Raw genomic sequence first — 17,918 nt, 5'->3', positions numbered from 1 at the left:
ATTGAAAAAAGCTGAAGAAACATATCGAATCATTATAAGCGGAGGAGGGACCGGGGGGCATATCTATCCTGCCATTGCTATAGCCAAGGCATGGAATGAAAAATATCCTGAAAGTGAGGTCTTATTTGTAGGTGCTGAAGGCAGAATGGAAATGCAAAAAGTTCCTGAGGCAGGCTACAGAATAGAAGGCTTAAAAATAGCCGGTATCCAGCGAAGACTCACTTTAGAGAACTTAAACTTTCCTTTTAAATTATTAGGCAGTTTACAAAAAGCTAAAAAACTGATAAAAAACTTTAAACCGCATCTGGTAGTAGGTGTTGGAGGGTATGCTAGTGGTCCTGTACTATTTATGGCCCAACGAAAAGGACTCCCCACCTTAATCCAGGAGCAAAATAGTTATGCAGGATTAACCAATAAATTATTGGCCAAGAATGCCAATGCCATCTGTGTAGCTTATCCTGAAATGGGGCGTTACTTCCCTGCTTCAAAAATAAAGTACACTGGAAATCCGGTAAGAAAGGACATCTTGGACATAGCAGATAAAAGGACTAAAGCTTTAGCTCATTTTGGCCTAAACCCGGACCAACCGGTAATCCTTTCTATTGGAGGCAGTTTGGGTGCCAAAACACTCAATCAAGCTTTGCTACATTCAATGGAAGATTTTGAAACCAAAGGCTACCAAGTACTTTGGCAAACAGGGAAATATTATTTTGAAAAAGTAAAAGGGCAAGTAAAGGATTCCGGCGTTAAAGGAATCTATCCTTTGGAATTTATCAAGCACATGGATTTGGCATATGCCGCAGCTGATTTGGTGATTTCGCGATCCGGTGCTTTATCTGTATCGGAACTCAGTTTGGTAGGAAAACCAGTGATATTTATCCCATCTCCGAATGTGGCAGAAGACCATCAAACTAAAAATGCCATGGCCTATGTTTCTCAAAATGCTGCCTTGCTTTTAAAGGATGATAAAGCAATCGACCAATTGGGATCCATGGTACATTCATTGCTAGGAAACCAAGAAAAACGAGACCATTTATCTCAAGCCATAAAAACCTTGGCAAAACCCGAGGCAGCCAAGGATATTGTAAAAGTAATGGAAGAATTGATCCAATGAATTTAAAAAACTTACATAGCGTCTTTTTTCTAGGTATAGGAGGAATAGGTATGAGTGCCATTGCCAGGTGGTTCAATCATATTGGAGTTCCTGTGTATGGCTATGACAAAACTCCTTCACCCCTTACTGAAACACTATCCGAGGAAGGGATGGAAATTGTATATACAGATGAGGTTGAAAGCCTACCAGAAGCATTTAAGGCTTCAGGAGAAGACAAATTAATTGTATGGACTCCGGCGGTGCCTCAAAGCAGTAACTTGTACAAATTCTTTGGTAACAATGGATTTGTAATTAAAAAACGTGCAGCAGTGCTGGGATTGATTACCAGGAACATGGAATCGGTGGCCATAGCAGGTACCCATGGTAAAACCACGACTTCTTCCATGGTGGCCCATTTGCTTAAGCATTCAGGGCACAATACTGCTGCTTTTTGGGAGGGCTTACGCAAAACTATAAAAACAACCTAATCCTTCATGATGAGGGAAGTGCCGAATCTCCGGTAGTTGTGGTGGAAGCTGATGAATTTGACCGATCTTTTCTCCACCTCCACCCCGACTTGAGTATTGTCACCAGTATTGACCCTGACCATTTAGATATTTATGGTGATGCAGAACAATTGAAAGAAGGCTTTGCATCTTTTATCAGGCTTACACATCCTGATGGCAAATTAATCATTCACCAAAATGCTTATCAAAAAATTAGTCACGGAGATTTAGGTGCTGCGAAAGTCTACCAATACAGCTTAAACTCAGGAAATATTCATGCAGACAATATCAAGGTTGGCACCGGAACTTTTTCTTTTGACTATGTGGCCGAAGATATTAGAATTGACGGCCTCGAATTAAGTGTTCCGGGCTTCCATAATATTGAAAATGCTTTGGCTGCCATAGCTGTAGCCGTTAATTATGGACTTTCAAAAGAAGCAATTATTGAGGGCATTGCCACCTATAAAGGTGTGAAACGTAGATTTGAAAAAATTTGCACGAATGAACGCATAATCTATATTGACGATTATGCACATCATCCGGAAGAGATTAAAGCCTTTTTACTGTCTATCAAGGCCATGTATCCGGATAAAAAAGTGACGGCGGTATTTCAGCCCCATTTATTTACCAGAACAAGAGATTTTGCCGAAGGATTTTCCGAAAGCCTATCCATAGCAGACACTGTGGTCTTATTGGATATTTATCCTGCAAGAGAACTGCCTATTGAAGGCATAACTTCAGAAATGTTACTTCCTAGGATAACAAGTCCTAACAAATCTGTGGTGGATAAGGAAAAATTATTAAGTCATTTGGAACAGCTCAAGCCTGAAGTTTTAGTAACGATCGGTGCGGGTGATATAGATCGTTTGGTAAAACCAATTGAAAAATGGATAAAAAATGATAAAGCATAAGGGATGGAAATTTAAAAAGTCCTTCCTAATGATATTGTTAGGGATGACATTACTAGGGTTTATCGCTTTTACAGAGCATAAAACAGAAAATCGTGCGCTTACCAATCTGGATGTGTATGTAGAGGCTGTAAGTGATGTCTATTTTGTTGATGAAAAAGAGGTAGCAGAATTATTGACCAATGCATTTCCCGGGTTACTTGGCCATGCCTCAAAAACGAAGGTCTCTATTCATGAGGTAGAAAAAAGGTAGAAGCCCATCCCTTTGTGAAAAAGGCGGAAGTATATGAAGATTTGAAGGGAACTTTAATGGTAAAAGTAAGTCAGCATGTACCTATGGCTAGAATTGTTCGACCCATGGCAGCAGATGGTTACATCAGTTCCTCAGGAAAAATACTTCCCACCTCATCTAATTACACGACTAGGGTTTTGATCCTTACCGGTAAAAAAGCTGAGACATTACTAAAAGAAGGTGACCTTTCAGTTCAACATACACCGTTGTTGGAATTGATAAGGTATATAAGTTCAGACCCATTTTGGTCAGCCCAAATCAGTGCATTGGATTTACTTGCCAATGGTGATATTAATATGCACCAGCAAGTAGGGAAACAGGTAATTGAATTTGGCAAGCCGGAAGACATTGAATTAAAATTTAGAAAAATCAAAACCTATTATAAGAAAATTCTTCCTGAAAAAGGTTGGAATACTTATTCAAGGGTAAATGTAAAATATAAGGATCAAATTATTTGTGAATAATTGTTAGCGCTATGGAAAACGAAAAACTCATTGTAGGACTGGATATCGGCACCACAAAAATATGTGCCATTATAGGTCGAAAGAACGAATATGGTAAGCTAGAGGTGTTGGGTATGGGTAAAGCAGTTTCTGATGGCGTAATCAGGGGCATCGTTACCAACATAGACAAAACTGTCAATGCCATTACCAAAGCAGTAAATGAAGCTTCTGAAATGTCTAATGTAGACATAGGAGAAGTAATCGTGGGAATTGCAGGCCAACACATTCGCAGCTCAATTCACCATGGTGTAATCATCAGAAGTCCTAATGATGAAGAAATAACAGTTGAGGATGTACGAAGGTTGTCCAATGACATGGAAAACATTGTGGTACCTCCGGGAAATAAAATTATTCATGTAATGCCTCAAGATTACACCATAGATTATGAGGAAGGCATCAGGGATCCTGTGGGTATGTCCGGGGCACGCATGGAAGCTCATTTCCATATTATTACTGCTCAATCTGCTGCAATTAACAATATTGACAGGTGTGTAAAACGCGCCAGCCTACAATCCAAAGCTTTGATCCTTGAACCTTTGGCTAGTTCCTTATCTGTGCTTAGCGACATGGATAAAGAAGCTGGAGTTTGCCTGGTAGACATTGGAGGTGGCACCACTGACGTAGCCATATTTTATGACAATATTATTCGACATACCGCAGTAATACCATTTGGAGGAAATATTATTACCGCAGATATCAAAGAAGGTTGCATGGTAATGCAACATCAGGCAGAATTGCTTAAAACAAAATTTGGCAAAGCCATTGCGGAAGAAGCCAATCCGAATGAAATAGTATCTATTCCGGGTTTGCGCAACAGGCCACCAAAAGAAATCTCGGTCAAAAACCTTGCTTCAATAATCCAAGCAAGAATGGAAGAGATTGTTGAAATGGTTCAATCTGAGATTGCAACGAGCGGAGTATACAAGAAACTAGCCGGCGGAATTGTATTGACCGGAGGAGGCTCTTTATTACATGGTGTAGGTCCACTTTTCGAATACATTACAGGTCTAGACACCAGAATTGGCTATCCAAATGAACACCTAGGTAAATCTAAGGTAGAGGATGTGAAAAGCCCGATGTATGCCACCACGGTTGGCTTGGTATTGGCAGGCTTTAGAGGACTAGATGATCGAGAAGACACCTACCGACAAAAAGAGAGCTTAAAAACTACTACAGAAAAGAAAAGTTTCCGTGTAGACCAAAGTGGTAGTGATATTTTTGGTTCAATAACCAAAAAGTTAAAGAGATTCATTACAGATGATATCGGAGACGACTCCGAAAATTATTAATATCAGAAGTAAAAAACACAGTATTCAAAAGAGGAAAAATGTCAAGCATCATGAAAGATTATAAATTTGATATTCAGAAAAACCATCGATCGATCATTAAGGTCATCGGTGTAGGAGGAGGTGGTTCCAACGCAGTGAATCACATGTTTAATCAGGGGATAAAGGATGTGGAATTTGTGGTAGTCAACACGGATTCCCAAGCACTTAAAAGCAGTCCGGTTCCCTTAAAATTGCAGATAGGGGCTCACCTGACCGAAGGATTAGGTGCAGGAGCCAACCCTGAAAGAGGGAAAAATGCTGCTTTGGAAAGCAAGGATGATATCAGAAAACTACTTGAAGACAATACCAAGATGGTATTTATCACCGCTGGTATGGGTGGAGGTACCGGAACAGGAGCGGCTCCGGTAATTGCAAAAATTGCAAAGGACATGGACATCCTCACAGTAGGTATTGTCACTGCACCTTTTATCTTCGAAGGAAGGAAAAAACATTTTCGGCTCAAGCAGGAATTGAAGCTCTTAAAGAAAGTTGTGATACTGTCTTGGTAATTCTGAATGACAAACTACGAGACATTTATGGGAATCTACCTATTCGTCAAGCATTTGGAAAGGCAGACAATATATTGAGTACTGCCGCAAAATCAATTGCTGAAATCATTACAGAAACACAAGATGTTAACGTGGATTTCGAAGATGTGAAAACGGTGATGAAAGATGCCGGAGCTGCAGTAATGGGCTCAGCCATGGAAGAAGGAGAAGGCAGAGCTATCAAAGCTGCTGAAAAAGCAATTTCTTCTCCATTACTCAACAATGTGGACATCAAAGGAGCAGAAAAAATTCTACTTTCCATCATGTCAGGAGAAGAAGAAGAATTGTCTATGGACGAGCTTGTGGAAATCACTGAGTACATCCAAGAACGTGCTGGAGATATGGCAGATGTGATATTTGGTCAAGGCATTGACCAAGACCTTAAGAAAGGAATTAGGGTTACAGTCATTGCTACGGGTTTCGAAACCAATTCACTAGCCGATAAAGTCAATAGCAATAAAAAAGATGACAGCGAGACCAAAAAGGTAATCGATTTGGAATCCGGTAAAACTTCAAAAGAAGAAGAAAGCACAACACCAGGACAATCCGTAACCTTTACTGTTCAGCAATCTACTGTATCGGCACAGGAGCCACCACAAATAAAAGAACCTGTGGTCAATCAGGTAACAGAAAATCCTGCCAATGAAAAACCAAGAATGGATACCGCAGAAACTGAAGATTCTGAGGAATTTGAATACATAAGTCCTCAGCCAAAAGCTGAGCCAAAGAAAGTATTGTCTTTATTTGACAAGCCCGAACCCAAACAAGAAGAAGCCAAACAACCGGATACACAAACGATTAATCAATCTGACTATTTTGAGCAAATTAAGGCAAAAGCCCTTAAACGAGCGCACGATAGATTTGAAAAATTAAGGCATATGCGGTCTGTAAACCAAACTCCGGAAGAATTTAAGGAAAAAATAGAGGTGCCAGCCTACCTTAGGAAAAAGGTGAAGCTTCAGGAGGTGCAGCACAGTTCTGAAAGAAGTATTTCAAAATTTAACTTGAATGATGACAATGAAATCATCAGCAATAACAGGTTTTTGCATGACAATGTTGATTGACTTTTAAAAGTCAATCAACATTTTTGCTTGCTCATTTAATAAAGTCATATATAACCTGTTGGTTACATGTTCGTTTGACATATTTTCCTCTATCTTGGCCAATTTTATTTTATTGGCCAGTACATGCATACCCAGGTAATTGAAGATATCGGTAAGGTGGCTGAGTGCAATGCCACCCCCTCCGATACCTGAAGAAATACCAACCAAGGCACATTTTTTGAACTAAAGCTATTTGGATAGGTCATTCCATCAATAAATGACTTTAGAATGCCGGGAAATGAACCATTGTATTCCGGCACAATAAAAACAAACTTATCACCACTTTTAATTTGATTGTGGATGTTATTGAAGCCTTTATTTTTACCATTGTGTTCATACAAAGCTGTGAAAACAAAGTCTTCAGGTAGGTCTGCGAGGCTGACAATCTCTCCTTTGGCACCATGCTGATCCAAAAGTTGCTGATAAATTTTGGCAATGATACCGGAAATCGCATTCTTACGATTGGTTCCGACAATAATTTTAATCATACAAGCTAATTTAATACAATACTACAATTGAGTCCCTCATAAAGTTTCTGATTCCCCTGTTTTATTTTGGATGCAAAATCAAGATAAAGCATAGGTTTTGCCTATCCCTTGGAGGCAAAATAAATATAGCAGCCAAAAATCTTTTCTTTTTCTTAATTGGGCTTTAAATCCTAAATATTTCATAGACAATCTACAAAGTGCTAAAACCCTTTTAAAATCAACTACTTCCATAACGCTGCTGTGTTGAAATCTTCAAACAGGCTTAATTTCTCAGAAACTCAAAACTCCTCGAAAAAACTCAGGAAATCCATCTATATAAGTGGGATAAAAGGAACACTATTATTTAAATTTCAATTTTTCAAAATGAAACATTGAAAGCATATGACTATATTTACCTTCGTAGTTTTTCAACTTCACCTCCTCATCATTTACAAATTATGCAGAACAAAGGTATTGAAACCAATTATTCAGACAAAATCAGAGAGTCAGCAACTTTCTTAGAAGGATTTTTAGGTAACAAACCGGATATAGGCATCATATTAGGAACTGGTTTGGGTGGATTACTCAATGACATAGAGATACTCAAAGAAATCCCCTATGTAGAAATCCCGAATTTCCCAACCTCCACTGTAACTTCTCATAAAGGAAAGTTAATTCTTGGTAGATTTGGAGGAAAGCTTGTGCTGGCTATGGAAGGTAGGTTTCATTACTATGAAGGTTATACAATGAAAGAAGTAACCTTTCCAATTAGAGTAATGAAAAGAATAGGTGTCCGGTATTTGTTTGTATCCAATGCTTCAGGTGGATTGAATCCCGAATTTAATATTGGGGATGTGATGGTTTTAGAAGACCACATTGATCTCTTTCCGGAAAACCCACTGAGAGGAAAGCATGAACAAGCGTTTGGAGACCGTTTTCCAGATATGAGCGAGGCCTACAGTAAAGAAATGATTTCACGGGCCTTACAAGTAGATCACAAGACCCATTCAACACTGCGAAGAGGGGTTTATGCAGGAGTACAAGGTCCTAATTTAGAAACTCCCGCTGAATACAGATACCTCAGAACAATCGGTGCTGATGCAGTGGGAATGAGCACTATTCCCGAAGTAATCGTTGCTGTTCAATCAGGCATGAAAATCTTTGCCCTTTCGGCAATTACGGACCTATGCACACCTGGGAACATTAAAAAAATTACCCTTTCGGATATTCTTCAGGCAGCAGCAAAAGCAGAACCTTTAATGCGGAAAATCATTCTGGAATTAGTAAAAAAAATCTAACCGACTTATTATAACCTTTGTAATAATTAACGATTATTTTTGATTCATACCATACCTTATATACAGGAGCTAATTTTTTTAGGGCCCTTTTCGAAGAAATAAATAATAGTTTTTTTTGCATGTCTTGCCCCACTTCCTAAATATTTGGTAGGATTGGAACAGTTATTGGACGGTCTCCAAATAAACTATAAATAACTATGGAAAAAGTATTGATTATTGGAGCAAATGGCAACATTGGCAGGATATTATCCGAAAATCTTGCAAATCATTCAGATTATTCCCCTGTAGCCATGATTCGTGAAAAATCACAAGAGAATTATTTTGAAAGCAAAGGCATATCTACTGTCATTGCTGATCTTGAAGAGAACTTTGAACACGCCCTCCAAAATATTGACAAGGTGATTTTTGCAGCCGGGTCCGGTTCAAAAACAGGAAAAGATAAGACGGATTTAGTAGACAAGCAGGGAGCCATTAAAAGTGTGGATTATTCCATCAAACACGGTATAAGAAAGTTTGTCATGTTAAGTTCAAGAGGAGCAGAAAATGCCGAAAAGGCTGATGAGACCATGCAACATTATCTATTGGCAAAAAAGCAGCGGATGAATACCTTAAAGCCACCAACCTTCCTTATGCCATTGTTAGACCAGGAAGTTTAACCGACGGCCCCTACACTGGCAAAATAAAAGTAGCAGATATTTTCAATGAAAAAGGAAGCATTTCAAGGGCAGATGTTGCAGCGGTCTTGATTCACATGTTGGATCATGGAATTGATGGAAAACAGGTTTTCGAAATCTTGGAAGGAAAAGTAGAAATCGCCGACGCCATCCGTTTATTTCTTAAAACCGGTCAATCAGTGACCTAATATTCTTATTTAATAGATTTTAGCCATTTATCATTTTTTTAATTAAATTTATTGAAACAGTAACCCAAAAAAGATAACTATGATACATTGGCTCACCTATTTGTTTTCAACTGTTTTAATAAACAATTCTCCGGAACCACAATTTGAGTCCCAAACACTGGACAGCAATATAGAGATAGGCTATGGTCTCGCAATAGGTGATGTAGATGGTGATGGAAAACCTGATATTTTACTGGCTGATAAAAAAGAATTTGTTTGGTACAGAAATGGCGATTGGAAAAGGTTTGTCATGGTGGAAAACCTTACTGAATCTGACAATGTTTGCATAGCTGCAAGAGATATAAATGGGGACGGAAAGGTGGAAGTAGCAGTTGGCGCACAATGGAATCCCGGAGAAACAGTGGACAAACAAAAGTCAGGTTCAGTGCATTATCTAATCAGACCAGATGACCCGACTCAGGGGTGGGAACCGGTTAAACTGCACCATGAACCTACCGTTCACCGCATGCGATGGGTAAAGGCTACCGATGATTTATTTCATCTTATAGTTTTACCATTGCATGGTCAAGGAAACAAAGGTGGTGCCGGCAAAGGAGTTAAGGTCATTGCTTATGAACAGGCAGACCAAAAAGGAAGGCAATGGAAAAACTGGGTAATTGACCAAAGCATGCATGTAACACATAATATGGATCCTGTATCCGGAGAGAATGGAGAGACATTGCAAATCGGAGGAAAAGAAGGGGTCAAAACCTTAACCTTTGAAGATGGTAAATGGGTACCTGGTAGCAATAATGGCTGGTTAATTAATGAGTATGGTTTTGGTGAAATACGCATTGGCCATGATACCAAAGGCAAACCATTTCTTGCCGGAATAGAACCTTTTCACGGCTCAACTCTCTCTATTTATACACTCGGAGAGGATAAAGCATTTGCTTTAGGGAATTTAAATCGAACTGTTCTTACGGCAGCCATGAAACAAGGTCATGGTTTAGCCACCGGAGACCTATTGAATATGGGCATGGACCAAATTGTTGTAGGATGGAGAGAACCCAATGACGATGGAGATTTGGGCATAAAAATATTGGTCCCTCAGGAGGATGGATCCTGGAAAAAACATTGGCTGGACAAAAATGGAATGGCTTGTGAAGATTTAAAAATCGCAGATTTAGATGGAGACGGAAAACCTGAAATAATAGCCTCAGGAAGAGCCAGTAAAAATTTAAAAATCTACTGGAATAAAAGTTATTAAAAACGAAATGATAAGTTTCCATTTAGTTTGATCCAAACACTTTAAAATATGAAATCCATCTATTACACCCTTTTAATATTGTTGTCCTTTACGCTCAATAGTCAAGCCCAAGACCTGTCTTCGGTAGCCAATCGGTTTATTGAAAGCCTTGATCCCGAATTAAAAAGCAAGCCTGTTTTCCTTTTGATCACACCGAACGCTTCAATTGGCACTTTGTTCCCAGAGAAAGAAAGGGGCCAACTTTTCATGACTTCAATACCACGCAAACCAAGCATGCACTAGATTTGATGCGCACCTCCTTGGGTTCCGTTGGACAAGAAAAAGCTGAATCCATCATCGAACTTGAAAATGTATTGCGAGAAGTAGAAAACAGACCTGAAAATGATACCTATAGAGATCCTTTGAACTATCATTTCAGCATTTTCGGTAAGCCTTCTTCAGATAAGCCTTGGGGCTGGAGGTTAGAGGGACATCATTTGTCTCTGAATTTCTCCTCTGCCGAAGGAACGATTACCTCTGCCACACCTTCCTTTATGGGATCAAATCCGGGCATCGTTTTGGCCGGACCACAAATGAACAGACAAGTATTGGCAGATGAAACCAATATAGGTTTTGAATTATTGCATTCTTTAAACGACTTGCAAAAGAAACAAGTCATCTTTTCAGACAAAGCGCCTGCTGATATAATCACCTCAAATGCTCGAAAAGCAAAGATTTTAGATCAGCCCGGGATCAAAGGGGATCAATTGCAGCCCAATCAATTGGCCTTACTCAAGAAACTGGTGGCTGTATACCTTTCTCGATACACAGCAGCATATCAATCAAAATTACTTAATAGAATTGAAAAATCAGGTTGGGGAAACATGTCTTTTGCTTGGGCAGGATCTCAAACAAATGAAATTGGAAACCCCCATTATTATAGTGTGCAAGGGGCAGGATTATTGATTGAATACGACAATGTTCAAAACAATGCAAACCATGTACATGCGGTTGTCCGAGATCTTGAAAATGACTTCGGTGGAGACCTACTTTTAAGTCATTATCTTCAAGACCATCTTGACAATAATATGGGCCAGGTTACTGAGTAAAGAATAAACCAACCATAACCATTCGAAAGACCAAAAAACAGGAAAGGTTTTTATAATTTATTCAATAGTCTATACCCATAATTTCAAACACCCTTTCTGTTTTAGGCAATTTTAAAATTGCTTTATCTCCAATTTTTTTATCCATTAATATTTTTGCTATTGGGGAAATAAAGGAGATTTTCCCTTTTGAAACATCAGCTTCATCTACACCTACAATTTGGTATTTATTGGTTGTAATAGCTTGGTCAATTTTAAGCGTCACTATTGCTCCAAACCGCACAACATGAGGTGGCTGCTTTGTTAAATTTACCGTTATGGCATTATTTATTCTCGTATTTAACAATTTCAATTTCGCATTAATATGATTAAATGCAATTCTCCGCTCTTTATCATCATTGACATCCAATTGCTCTCTTTCGATTATTAGCCTATCCTTCTCCGCCAAGAGTTCTTCCATACCCACATGCGTTACATAATTTGTAACTCCTGCAGGTAAGTCAGCTCTAGGGGGAACCAGTGGAATTTCTTCTTGATCATCTTCTTTAACAAATCCTCTACTCATAATTTTTTAAGTTTATTGCATACATTTTACTTCTCTATGGTCTCAATGCTCCATACCCATAAAGACTTTATCCCTACGAAAATTCCTATGGAGGTTTCTGCCACAAGCCCACTTCCTTTCCTGTTCAGAATTATTATTTATTAAGTGTCCATTTTTTACTTGAGTTCAGGTTTTCTCCGTGCATGACAGCCAAACCTGCCAATCTAAGTGATAACAAACAAAAAGAAAGCCTAACCTATTGTCTTAAGAAAAAATATCTGCTTGTTATCCAAAAATCAGGAATGCTTACTATCAATAGACAAAAATCTTATGGATCAAATAAACAGCAGCTGTTTTGAGGGGTTAAATATTAAATTTCCTAATCTATTCCAATTGCAGGTATTCAACCTTATAGATGTTTAAAAGACATTGGGGATTTTTACATTGGAAGTGCTTCCATTTTGAAATAAACCTACTAAATCGTCCAAAAACCCCTTCAAGATCAGCCACTACGATTCTTTTTCCTACTCTAGCTATCGGAAGATTGGTTCACTAAAGCGCCCTTGGGCTAAAACCCTCAAACACCTTAATTTCTATCAAACACAACCCATCCTGAAAAGCAAAAAAACACTATTGCAGAATCGGGTTTTAAGGATTACCCTTCCAATTTATTTTTCTTAAAAGGATAGCTTACTTGTTGCCAAAAAGTTTTTGGAAATTTCTCTACACCATCAAATCCCAGGGGAATATCTCTTCCTTCGTGAGGGATGTAGGCGGTACCAAATAAATAATCCCAAACACTTAATGTAAGCCCATAGTTAACACCATGGCTACCTTTCGGAAGTTCCTTGGCATGGTGCCAAATATGCATGATTGGATTGTTTAGCAAATACTTAAATGGCCCATAAGTTATTCTTAAATTGGCATGATTTAGGTGACCAATTGCAGTAGCAAATATATGAACTATAAAAAAATCCGTCAGCCCGAAACCTATCATGGCAAGAGGAATGTATTGCGCTGTTTTGTATAGGATTGTTTCCATCCAATGAAATCTCAAGTGAGCAGCAAAGCCCATTTGCTCCACCGAGTGGTGAACCTTATGAAACTCCCAAAAGGCTGGCACTCGATGTAAAAGCCTGTGCACATTCCATTGTATAAAATCAGCTACGATGAAGAGGGTTAGAAATTGGGTCCAAGCAGGCCAGGAGCTAATTTCTATGGCCACAACATTTTTACACCAAAAAGACCTAAGAAATCATTGAATGCCTCCACTGCCACATTAGAGATAGCGTTGAAAGCAATCAATGAGAATAAGAAAAAATTAAAAAACATATAAAATCCATCTAGCCAAAAATCCTTCCTGAGGGCAGGCTGACCTTTTCTCCAAGGAAAAATCAACTCCAATAACCAAACGAATAAAGAAAGTCCCACCAACCACCAGAAATAATTTCCCCAAGACGGGTACATGATTTCATTCACTAAGTAATTGAAGTACCCATAATAGGCATCTCCTATAATTTTTAAATATCTATCCATGATTCCACTTCCAATACTCCCCAAATTTTGCTTAACATTGAATAAGCAGCACTTGGGCAATTAAATTGCTCTATGCTAACAACCCATTTGTTTTTATTTTGGTTTACACTGGGATTGAATATTTACAACCCCAATAATTCCTTAAAATTAAGCTATTCAACAGTAAGATTTAGTGACTTTGGTTACAGTTTGAACTTATCTTCTAGATTAAAGCAGAGATTATATTAAAACGACATATAAATTTGTTATTATTAGGTATTAGAAAACAGTAAAATAATTACTCAGGCATGTATTTTAGTACTGACGAAAAGCAAATACCTAAAACAAAAGTTCCACCAGGTGAACTAAAAGACAAATGGTCAAATTTCAAAAACCAGGCAAAGCTCATCAGTCCTAATAACCGAAAGAACTACAATGTGATCATTGTCGGTACCGGTCTTTCAGGAGCCTCTGCTGCGGCCTCTTTAGCGGAGCTAGGTTACAATGTTTCTGTATTTTGTTTTCAGGACTCTCCCCGAAGAGCTCATTCAGTAGCTGCTCAAGGAGGTGTAAATGCCATGAAAAATTACAAAAATGATGGGGACAGCATTTACAGGATGTTTTATGACACCTTGAAAGGTGGTGATTTTAGGGCTCGTGAAGCCAATGTTTACAGGCTCGCAGAATGTTCAGCCAATCTCATTGACCAAGCTGTTGCTCAAGGTGTACCTTTTGCCCGTGAATACAGTGGTTATTTGAGCAACCGCTCCTTTGGTGGGGTTCAGGTGAGCCGGACTTTTTATGCCAGAGGACAAACAGGTCAACAATTACTTTTGGGGGCTTATCAGGCTTTGATGCGTCAAGTAAAAGCTAAGAAAATAACAAGTTATACCAGACATGAGATGCTTGATCTCGTATTGATTAATGGTGTGGCCAAAGGCATTATTGCAAGGAATCTCGATACCGGTGAAATCACTAGACATACAGCCAATGCTGTAGTGTTGGCTACCGGTGGTTTTGGAAAGATCTATTATTTATCAACCTTGGCGATGGGTTGCAATGGATCAGCCATTTGGCGTGCCCTATAAAAAGGAGCTTGGGTCGCCAGTCCAAGCTGGACTCAAATTCACCCTACTTGCTTGCCCCAGTCAGGCGCCTACCAATCCAAACTCACCCTAATGTCAGAATCTTTACGAAATGACGGTAGAATTTGGGTTCCATTGAGCAAAAATGAAAACAGAAAAGCCGGAGACATTCCTGAGGAAGACCGGGATTATTACCTTGAGCGACGGTATCCTTCTTTTGGTAATTTAGCACCTAGGGACATTGCTTCCAGGGCTGCCAAAGAAAGGGTGGATGCCGGCCATGGCGTGGGCACTTTAAAAAATGCGGTATACCTTGATTTTAAAGATGCCATCGCAAAGCAAGGAAAAGAAACCATTGCAAAAAAATACGGGAATTTATTTGACATGTACCAAAAAATTACCGGTATCAATGCCTACAATGAACCGATGAAAATTTCCCCTGCTGCACATTTCTCCATGGGTGGCCTTTGGGTAGATTATGAGCTAAGCACCAATATACCGGGACTATTTGCAATTGGTGAAGCTAATTTTGCTGACCACGGAGCCAATAGACTTGGTGCCAACTCTCTTTTGCAGGCATGTGTAGATGGTTATTATATTTTACCTCAAACCCTACCCCATTATCTTGCCCAATCAGGAAAACCTGACCACATCAATAGTGAAGACCCGGCTTTTGTTGAAAGTGAGCTTGCGGTTAAAAAGCAACTAGAGGAATTTGGCAAAATAAATGGGCACAAAACAGTGGACTTTTATCACAGAGAACTAGGGAAAATTCTCTATGACAAATGTGGACTTAGTCGGTCAGAAAAAGGGTTGACCACAGCTATAGAAGCCATTAAGAATTTAAGAAATTCTTTTTATTCAGAGCTGAAAATACCAAAAATTACTGATGGAATTAACGAAGAGCTAGAGAAGGCAGGACGGGTTGCAGATTACCTTGAAATAGCTGAATTGATGTGTATTGACGCTTTAAGTAGAGAAGAATCATGCGGAGCCCATTTTAGAACAGAACATCAGACCAGTGATGGTGAAGCCATTCGGGATGATAAGGCTTTCAATTTTATTTCTTGTTGGCAACAATCAGACCATGGCCCTGTATTGATCAAAGAAACCCTTGATTTTGAATTTACCAAACCTACAGAAAGGAGTTATAAATAATGGATTTCAAACTTAAAATTTGGAGACAAGAGCAAACATCAGACAAAGGAAAAATGGTAAGCTATGCGGTAAAAGATATTTCACCGGACATGTCATTCTTGGAAATGCTTGATCAGCTCAACGAAAATTTGACCCTTAGTGGGCAAAGTCCTGTTTCATTTGATTCGGATTGCAGGGAAGGTATCTGCGGGCAATGCGGCCTGTTTATTAACGGAAGAGCACATGGGCCCAATGCACACACTAGCACATGTCAACTCCATATGAGGTCGTTTCAAGATGGGGAAACCATCTATATTGAGCCATTTAGAGCTGGAGCATTTCCTATAAAAAAGATTTGAAAATAGACCGAAGTGCCTTAGACCAAATCATTCTATCGGGTGGGTTTATTAGCGTCAACACAGGACAAGCTCCAGAGGCAAACCAAACGCTAATCAGTAGCGACACTGTGGAGGCTGCTTTTGATGCTGCTGCTTGTATCGGCTGCGGGGCATGTGTTGCCTCATGCAAAAACAGCAGCGCATCTCTATTTACCGCGGCAAAAATTAGCCATTTGGCTCAATTACCTCAAGGTAAAATTGAACATAAGAGCAGAACCAATCAAATGGTGCAAAAAATGGATGAATTAGGTTTTGGATCTTGTTCCAATACCGGTGCATGCGAGGTAGAGTGTCCACAAGGAATTTCCATCAGTCACATTGCTTTTATGAACAAATCCTACTTAAAATGAACATAGCTGCGATAGACATCGGTACGAATAGCATCCATATGGTTATTGTTAAGGTGCAAACCAAAACAAGCTTTGACATTCTTATCCAAGAGAAAAGTATGGTAAAACTTGGTGTGGGCGTTTTTGCCAATAAAGAACTCAGTCAGGAAGCCATGGACTTGGGTGTTGCAACCGTACAAAGATACGTACAACTTGCCGATCAATATGGAGTGGACGATATCATCGTCTCCGCAACAAGTGCTACAAGAGAGGCGAAAAATGGCAGAGAATTTTTAGATAGGTTGATCCACGAAGCCGGTGTTTCGCCCCAATTGATTTCAGGGAAGGAGGAGGCCAAATTAATCTTTTTAGCGGTTAAAGAGGCCATCGCAATGAAAAACGAAAACATTCTCGTATTGGATATTGGAGGTGGTAGTACAGAAGCAATTGTTGGGGATCAAAAACAAATACATTACGGCAACTCAATGAAACTTGGAGTCTTACGACTACTCGATTATACAGAAGGGCAAGCCAAAATTGATGCTAAATCTCAAAAAGAATTGAAATCCCACATCAGGCAAGTATCTGATATGGTATTGGAGAAAATTAAAAAAATCGGGTTTGATCGGATAATTGGAACATCAGGAACAATTCGGGCCTTGGCTGAAGCCTGCCTGATAAAGACAGATAACCCTGCACCGGAAATAGTAAATGCTGAAACCATTCCCCTTAAAGAACTTATTAAACTACGTGATCGCTTACTCGAGACAAGTCCAAAAGAAAGGGGAGAAATTCCCGGAATTAGTGAAAATAGAGCTGACGCGATCCATTTGGGAGCGCTTTTGTTGGTGGAAATATTGCAAAAACTTGAGGCTACTTCCATCACAGTATCTGACGCATCCCTAAGGGATGGAATGATTATCAATCATATAGAAAAACATGGTTTAAAAATAGAAGAAGTAAGTCTAGGAAAAAACCTGAAAGAGAAAAGTTGCATCAGGTTGGCAATGAAATATGACACTGACCTTTCAGAAAAACGGCATGTCATGGGAATTGCTTTGCAATTATTTGACCAACTTAAAGACCTTCATAGGGCAGATAATTATGAGAGGGACCTAATTTGCTATTCCTCTATTATATATGATATAGGCTCTTTTGTAGCATTTCAAGATTTTCATAAACATGGAAGATACCTAATCAAAAATAGTCAACTTCGTGGTTTTACCAATGAAGAGGTCTTTTTACTAGGAGATATGGCAAGGTACCATAGAAAAAAAGGGCCTACCAAAAGACATAAAAAATTTAGAAAATTAGAATCTCAACAAAAAAAACGCTTGCGACTTTTAGCAGGTATTTTAAGAATTGCTGTAGGTCTGGATAAAACGAAAAACCAATGGGTTCAAAACGTCTATTGTATTGACCAAAAAGATCAATTAAAAATTAAAGTATTTGGTGTAGAAAATCTGGATCTTGAGATCTGGGAAGCACAACGCTATTCAGATACCTTGGCAAAACATTTGAAAAAAGAAATTTTGATCATTCCCGGCTAAACATTCTTATGGCTAAACCAATTTTGGTAATCTTCAACTAAACCTAAGAGTTTAATTTTTACTTATCAAATCACCAAAAAACATAGGCTTCAAACAAAGTTAGAAGCCTATGCATTTG

The 17,918-nt window shown here is 39.0% G+C and carries 9 protein-coding genes and 7 pseudogenes; 13 read left to right on the top strand and 3 right to left on the bottom strand.

Annotated features, from left to right (window positions below):
- The first annotated feature begins 1 nt into the window (after nucleotide 1).
- The 6 genes and pseudogenes from murG (at nucleotide 2) to ftsZ (ending at nucleotide 6,242) form a co-directional block, all read left to right on the top strand.
- Nucleotides 2–1,114, top strand: a complete 1,113-nt coding sequence (gene murG, locus WG932_RS26675) for an undecaprenyldiphospho-muramoylpentapeptide beta-N-acetylglucosaminyltransferase (RefSeq protein WP_014020761.1) — start codon at nucleotides 2–4, stop codon at nucleotides 1,112–1,114.
- Nucleotides 1,111–2,510: pseudogene (gene murC / locus WG932_RS26670) on the top strand (UDP-N-acetylmuramate--L-alanine ligase). Before murG ends, murC begins: the two are co-directional and overlap by 4 nt.
- Complete coding sequence (locus tag WG932_RS26665; protein WP_483085944.1) at nucleotides 2,497–2,760, top strand: hypothetical protein; 264 nt, start codon at nucleotides 2,497–2,499, stop codon at nucleotides 2,758–2,760. The pseudogene murC and the gene WG932_RS26665 overlap by 14 nt, the downstream one beginning before the upstream one ends.
- Before the next feature lie 14 nt (nucleotides 2,761–2,774).
- Nucleotides 2,775–3,263: a cell division protein FtsQ/DivIB gene (locus WG932_RS26660; RefSeq protein ID WP_483085943.1), complete on the top strand. Its 489-nt coding sequence runs from the start codon at nucleotides 2,775–2,777 to the stop codon at nucleotides 3,261–3,263.
- An 11-nt stretch (nucleotides 3,264–3,274) separates the two neighbouring features.
- Entirely contained in the window at nucleotides 3,275–4,591 is a 1,317-nt protein-coding gene (gene ftsA, locus WG932_RS26655; protein ID WP_483085942.1) for a cell division protein FtsA, read from the top strand.
- Nucleotides 4,592–4,641: 50 nt separating this feature from the next.
- A pseudogene (ftsZ, locus tag WG932_RS26650) lies at nucleotides 4,642–6,242 on the top strand (cell division protein FtsZ).
- 3 nt (nucleotides 6,243–6,245) lie between these two features.
- Here the strand turns inward: ftsZ and WG932_RS26645 are convergent.
- A pseudogene (locus tag WG932_RS26645) lies at nucleotides 6,246–6,769 on the bottom strand (NADPH-dependent FMN reductase).
- Nucleotides 6,770–7,206: 437 nt separating this feature from the next.
- Between WG932_RS26645 and WG932_RS26640 the strand changes: the two are divergent.
- From WG932_RS26640 to WG932_RS26625, 4 genes and pseudogenes are all read left to right on the top strand, one after another.
- Complete coding sequence (locus tag WG932_RS26640) at nucleotides 7,207–8,046, top strand: purine-nucleoside phosphorylase (RefSeq protein WP_483085941.1); 840 nt, start codon at nucleotides 7,207–7,209, stop codon at nucleotides 8,044–8,046.
- A gap of 197 nt (nucleotides 8,047–8,243) precedes the next feature.
- Nucleotides 8,244–8,908 (top strand): annotated as a pseudogene (locus WG932_RS26635) (SDR family oxidoreductase).
- Nucleotides 8,909–8,987: 79 nt separating this feature from the next.
- Nucleotides 8,988–10,157, top strand: coding sequence for an FG-GAP and VCBS repeat-containing protein (locus WG932_RS26630; RefSeq protein ID WP_483085940.1), 1,170 nt, complete (start codon nucleotides 8,988–8,990; stop codon nucleotides 10,155–10,157).
- A gap of 158 nt (nucleotides 10,158–10,315) precedes the next feature.
- Nucleotides 10,316–11,245, top strand: coding sequence for a DUF3500 domain-containing protein (locus tag WG932_RS26625; protein WP_483088726.1), 930 nt, complete (start codon nucleotides 10,316–10,318; stop codon nucleotides 11,243–11,245).
- Nucleotides 11,246–11,306: 61 nt separating this feature from the next.
- Here WG932_RS26625 and WG932_RS26620 read toward each other — a convergent pair whose 3' ends face one another.
- On the bottom strand, nucleotides 11,307–11,807 hold the full coding sequence (locus WG932_RS26620) for a GreA/GreB family elongation factor (protein WP_483085939.1): 501 nt from the start codon (nucleotides 11,805–11,807) through the stop codon (nucleotides 11,307–11,309).
- Nucleotides 11,808–12,441: 634 nt separating this feature from the next.
- Nucleotides 12,442–13,322 (bottom strand): annotated as a pseudogene (locus WG932_RS26615) (sterol desaturase family protein).
- 287 nt (nucleotides 13,323–13,609) lie between these two features.
- Here WG932_RS26615 and WG932_RS26610 point away from each other — a divergent pair.
- The 3 genes and pseudogenes from WG932_RS26610 to WG932_RS26600 all read left to right on the top strand — a co-directional run bounded on the left by WG932_RS26610 (nucleotide 13,610) and on the right by WG932_RS26600 (nucleotide 17,800).
- A pseudogene (locus WG932_RS26610) lies at nucleotides 13,610–15,544 on the top strand (fumarate reductase/succinate dehydrogenase flavoprotein subunit).
- A pseudogene (locus WG932_RS26605) lies at nucleotides 15,544–16,271 on the top strand (succinate dehydrogenase/fumarate reductase iron-sulfur subunit). Before WG932_RS26610 ends, WG932_RS26605 begins: the two co-directional pseudogenes overlap by 1 nt.
- Entirely contained in the window at nucleotides 16,268–17,800 is a 1,533-nt protein-coding gene (locus tag WG932_RS26600; RefSeq protein ID WP_483085938.1) for a Ppx/GppA phosphatase family protein, read from the top strand. The pseudogene WG932_RS26605 and the gene WG932_RS26600 overlap by 4 nt, the downstream one beginning before the upstream one ends.
- Nucleotides 17,801–17,918: the final 118 nt, after the last annotated feature.

Source organism: Cyclobacterium sp. SOCE241, from assembly GCF_056867545.1.
This window is presented reverse-complemented; position numbering and strand designations above follow the sequence as displayed.

Excerpts from the sequence above, each read along its gene's own strand:
- WG932_RS26665 (WP_483085944.1), top strand. The coding sequence starts at position 2,497 with ATGATAAAGCATAAGGGATGGAAATTTAAAAAGTCCTTCCTAATGATA.
- ftsA (WP_483085942.1), top strand. The coding sequence starts at position 3,275 with ATGGAAAACGAAAAACTCATTGTAGGACTGGATATCGGCACCACAAAA.
- WG932_RS26640 (WP_483085941.1), top strand. The coding sequence starts at position 7,207 with ATGCAGAACAAAGGTATTGAAACCAATTATTCAGACAAAATCAGAGAG.
- WG932_RS26630 (WP_483085940.1), top strand. The coding sequence starts at position 8,988 with ATGATACATTGGCTCACCTATTTGTTTTCAACTGTTTTAATAAACAAT.
- WG932_RS26620 (WP_483085939.1), bottom strand. The coding sequence starts at position 11,807 with ATGAGTAGAGGATTTGTTAAAGAAGATGATCAAGAAGAAATTCCACTG.
- WG932_RS26600 (WP_483085938.1), top strand. The coding sequence starts at position 16,268 with ATGAACATAGCTGCGATAGACATCGGTACGAATAGCATCCATATGGTT.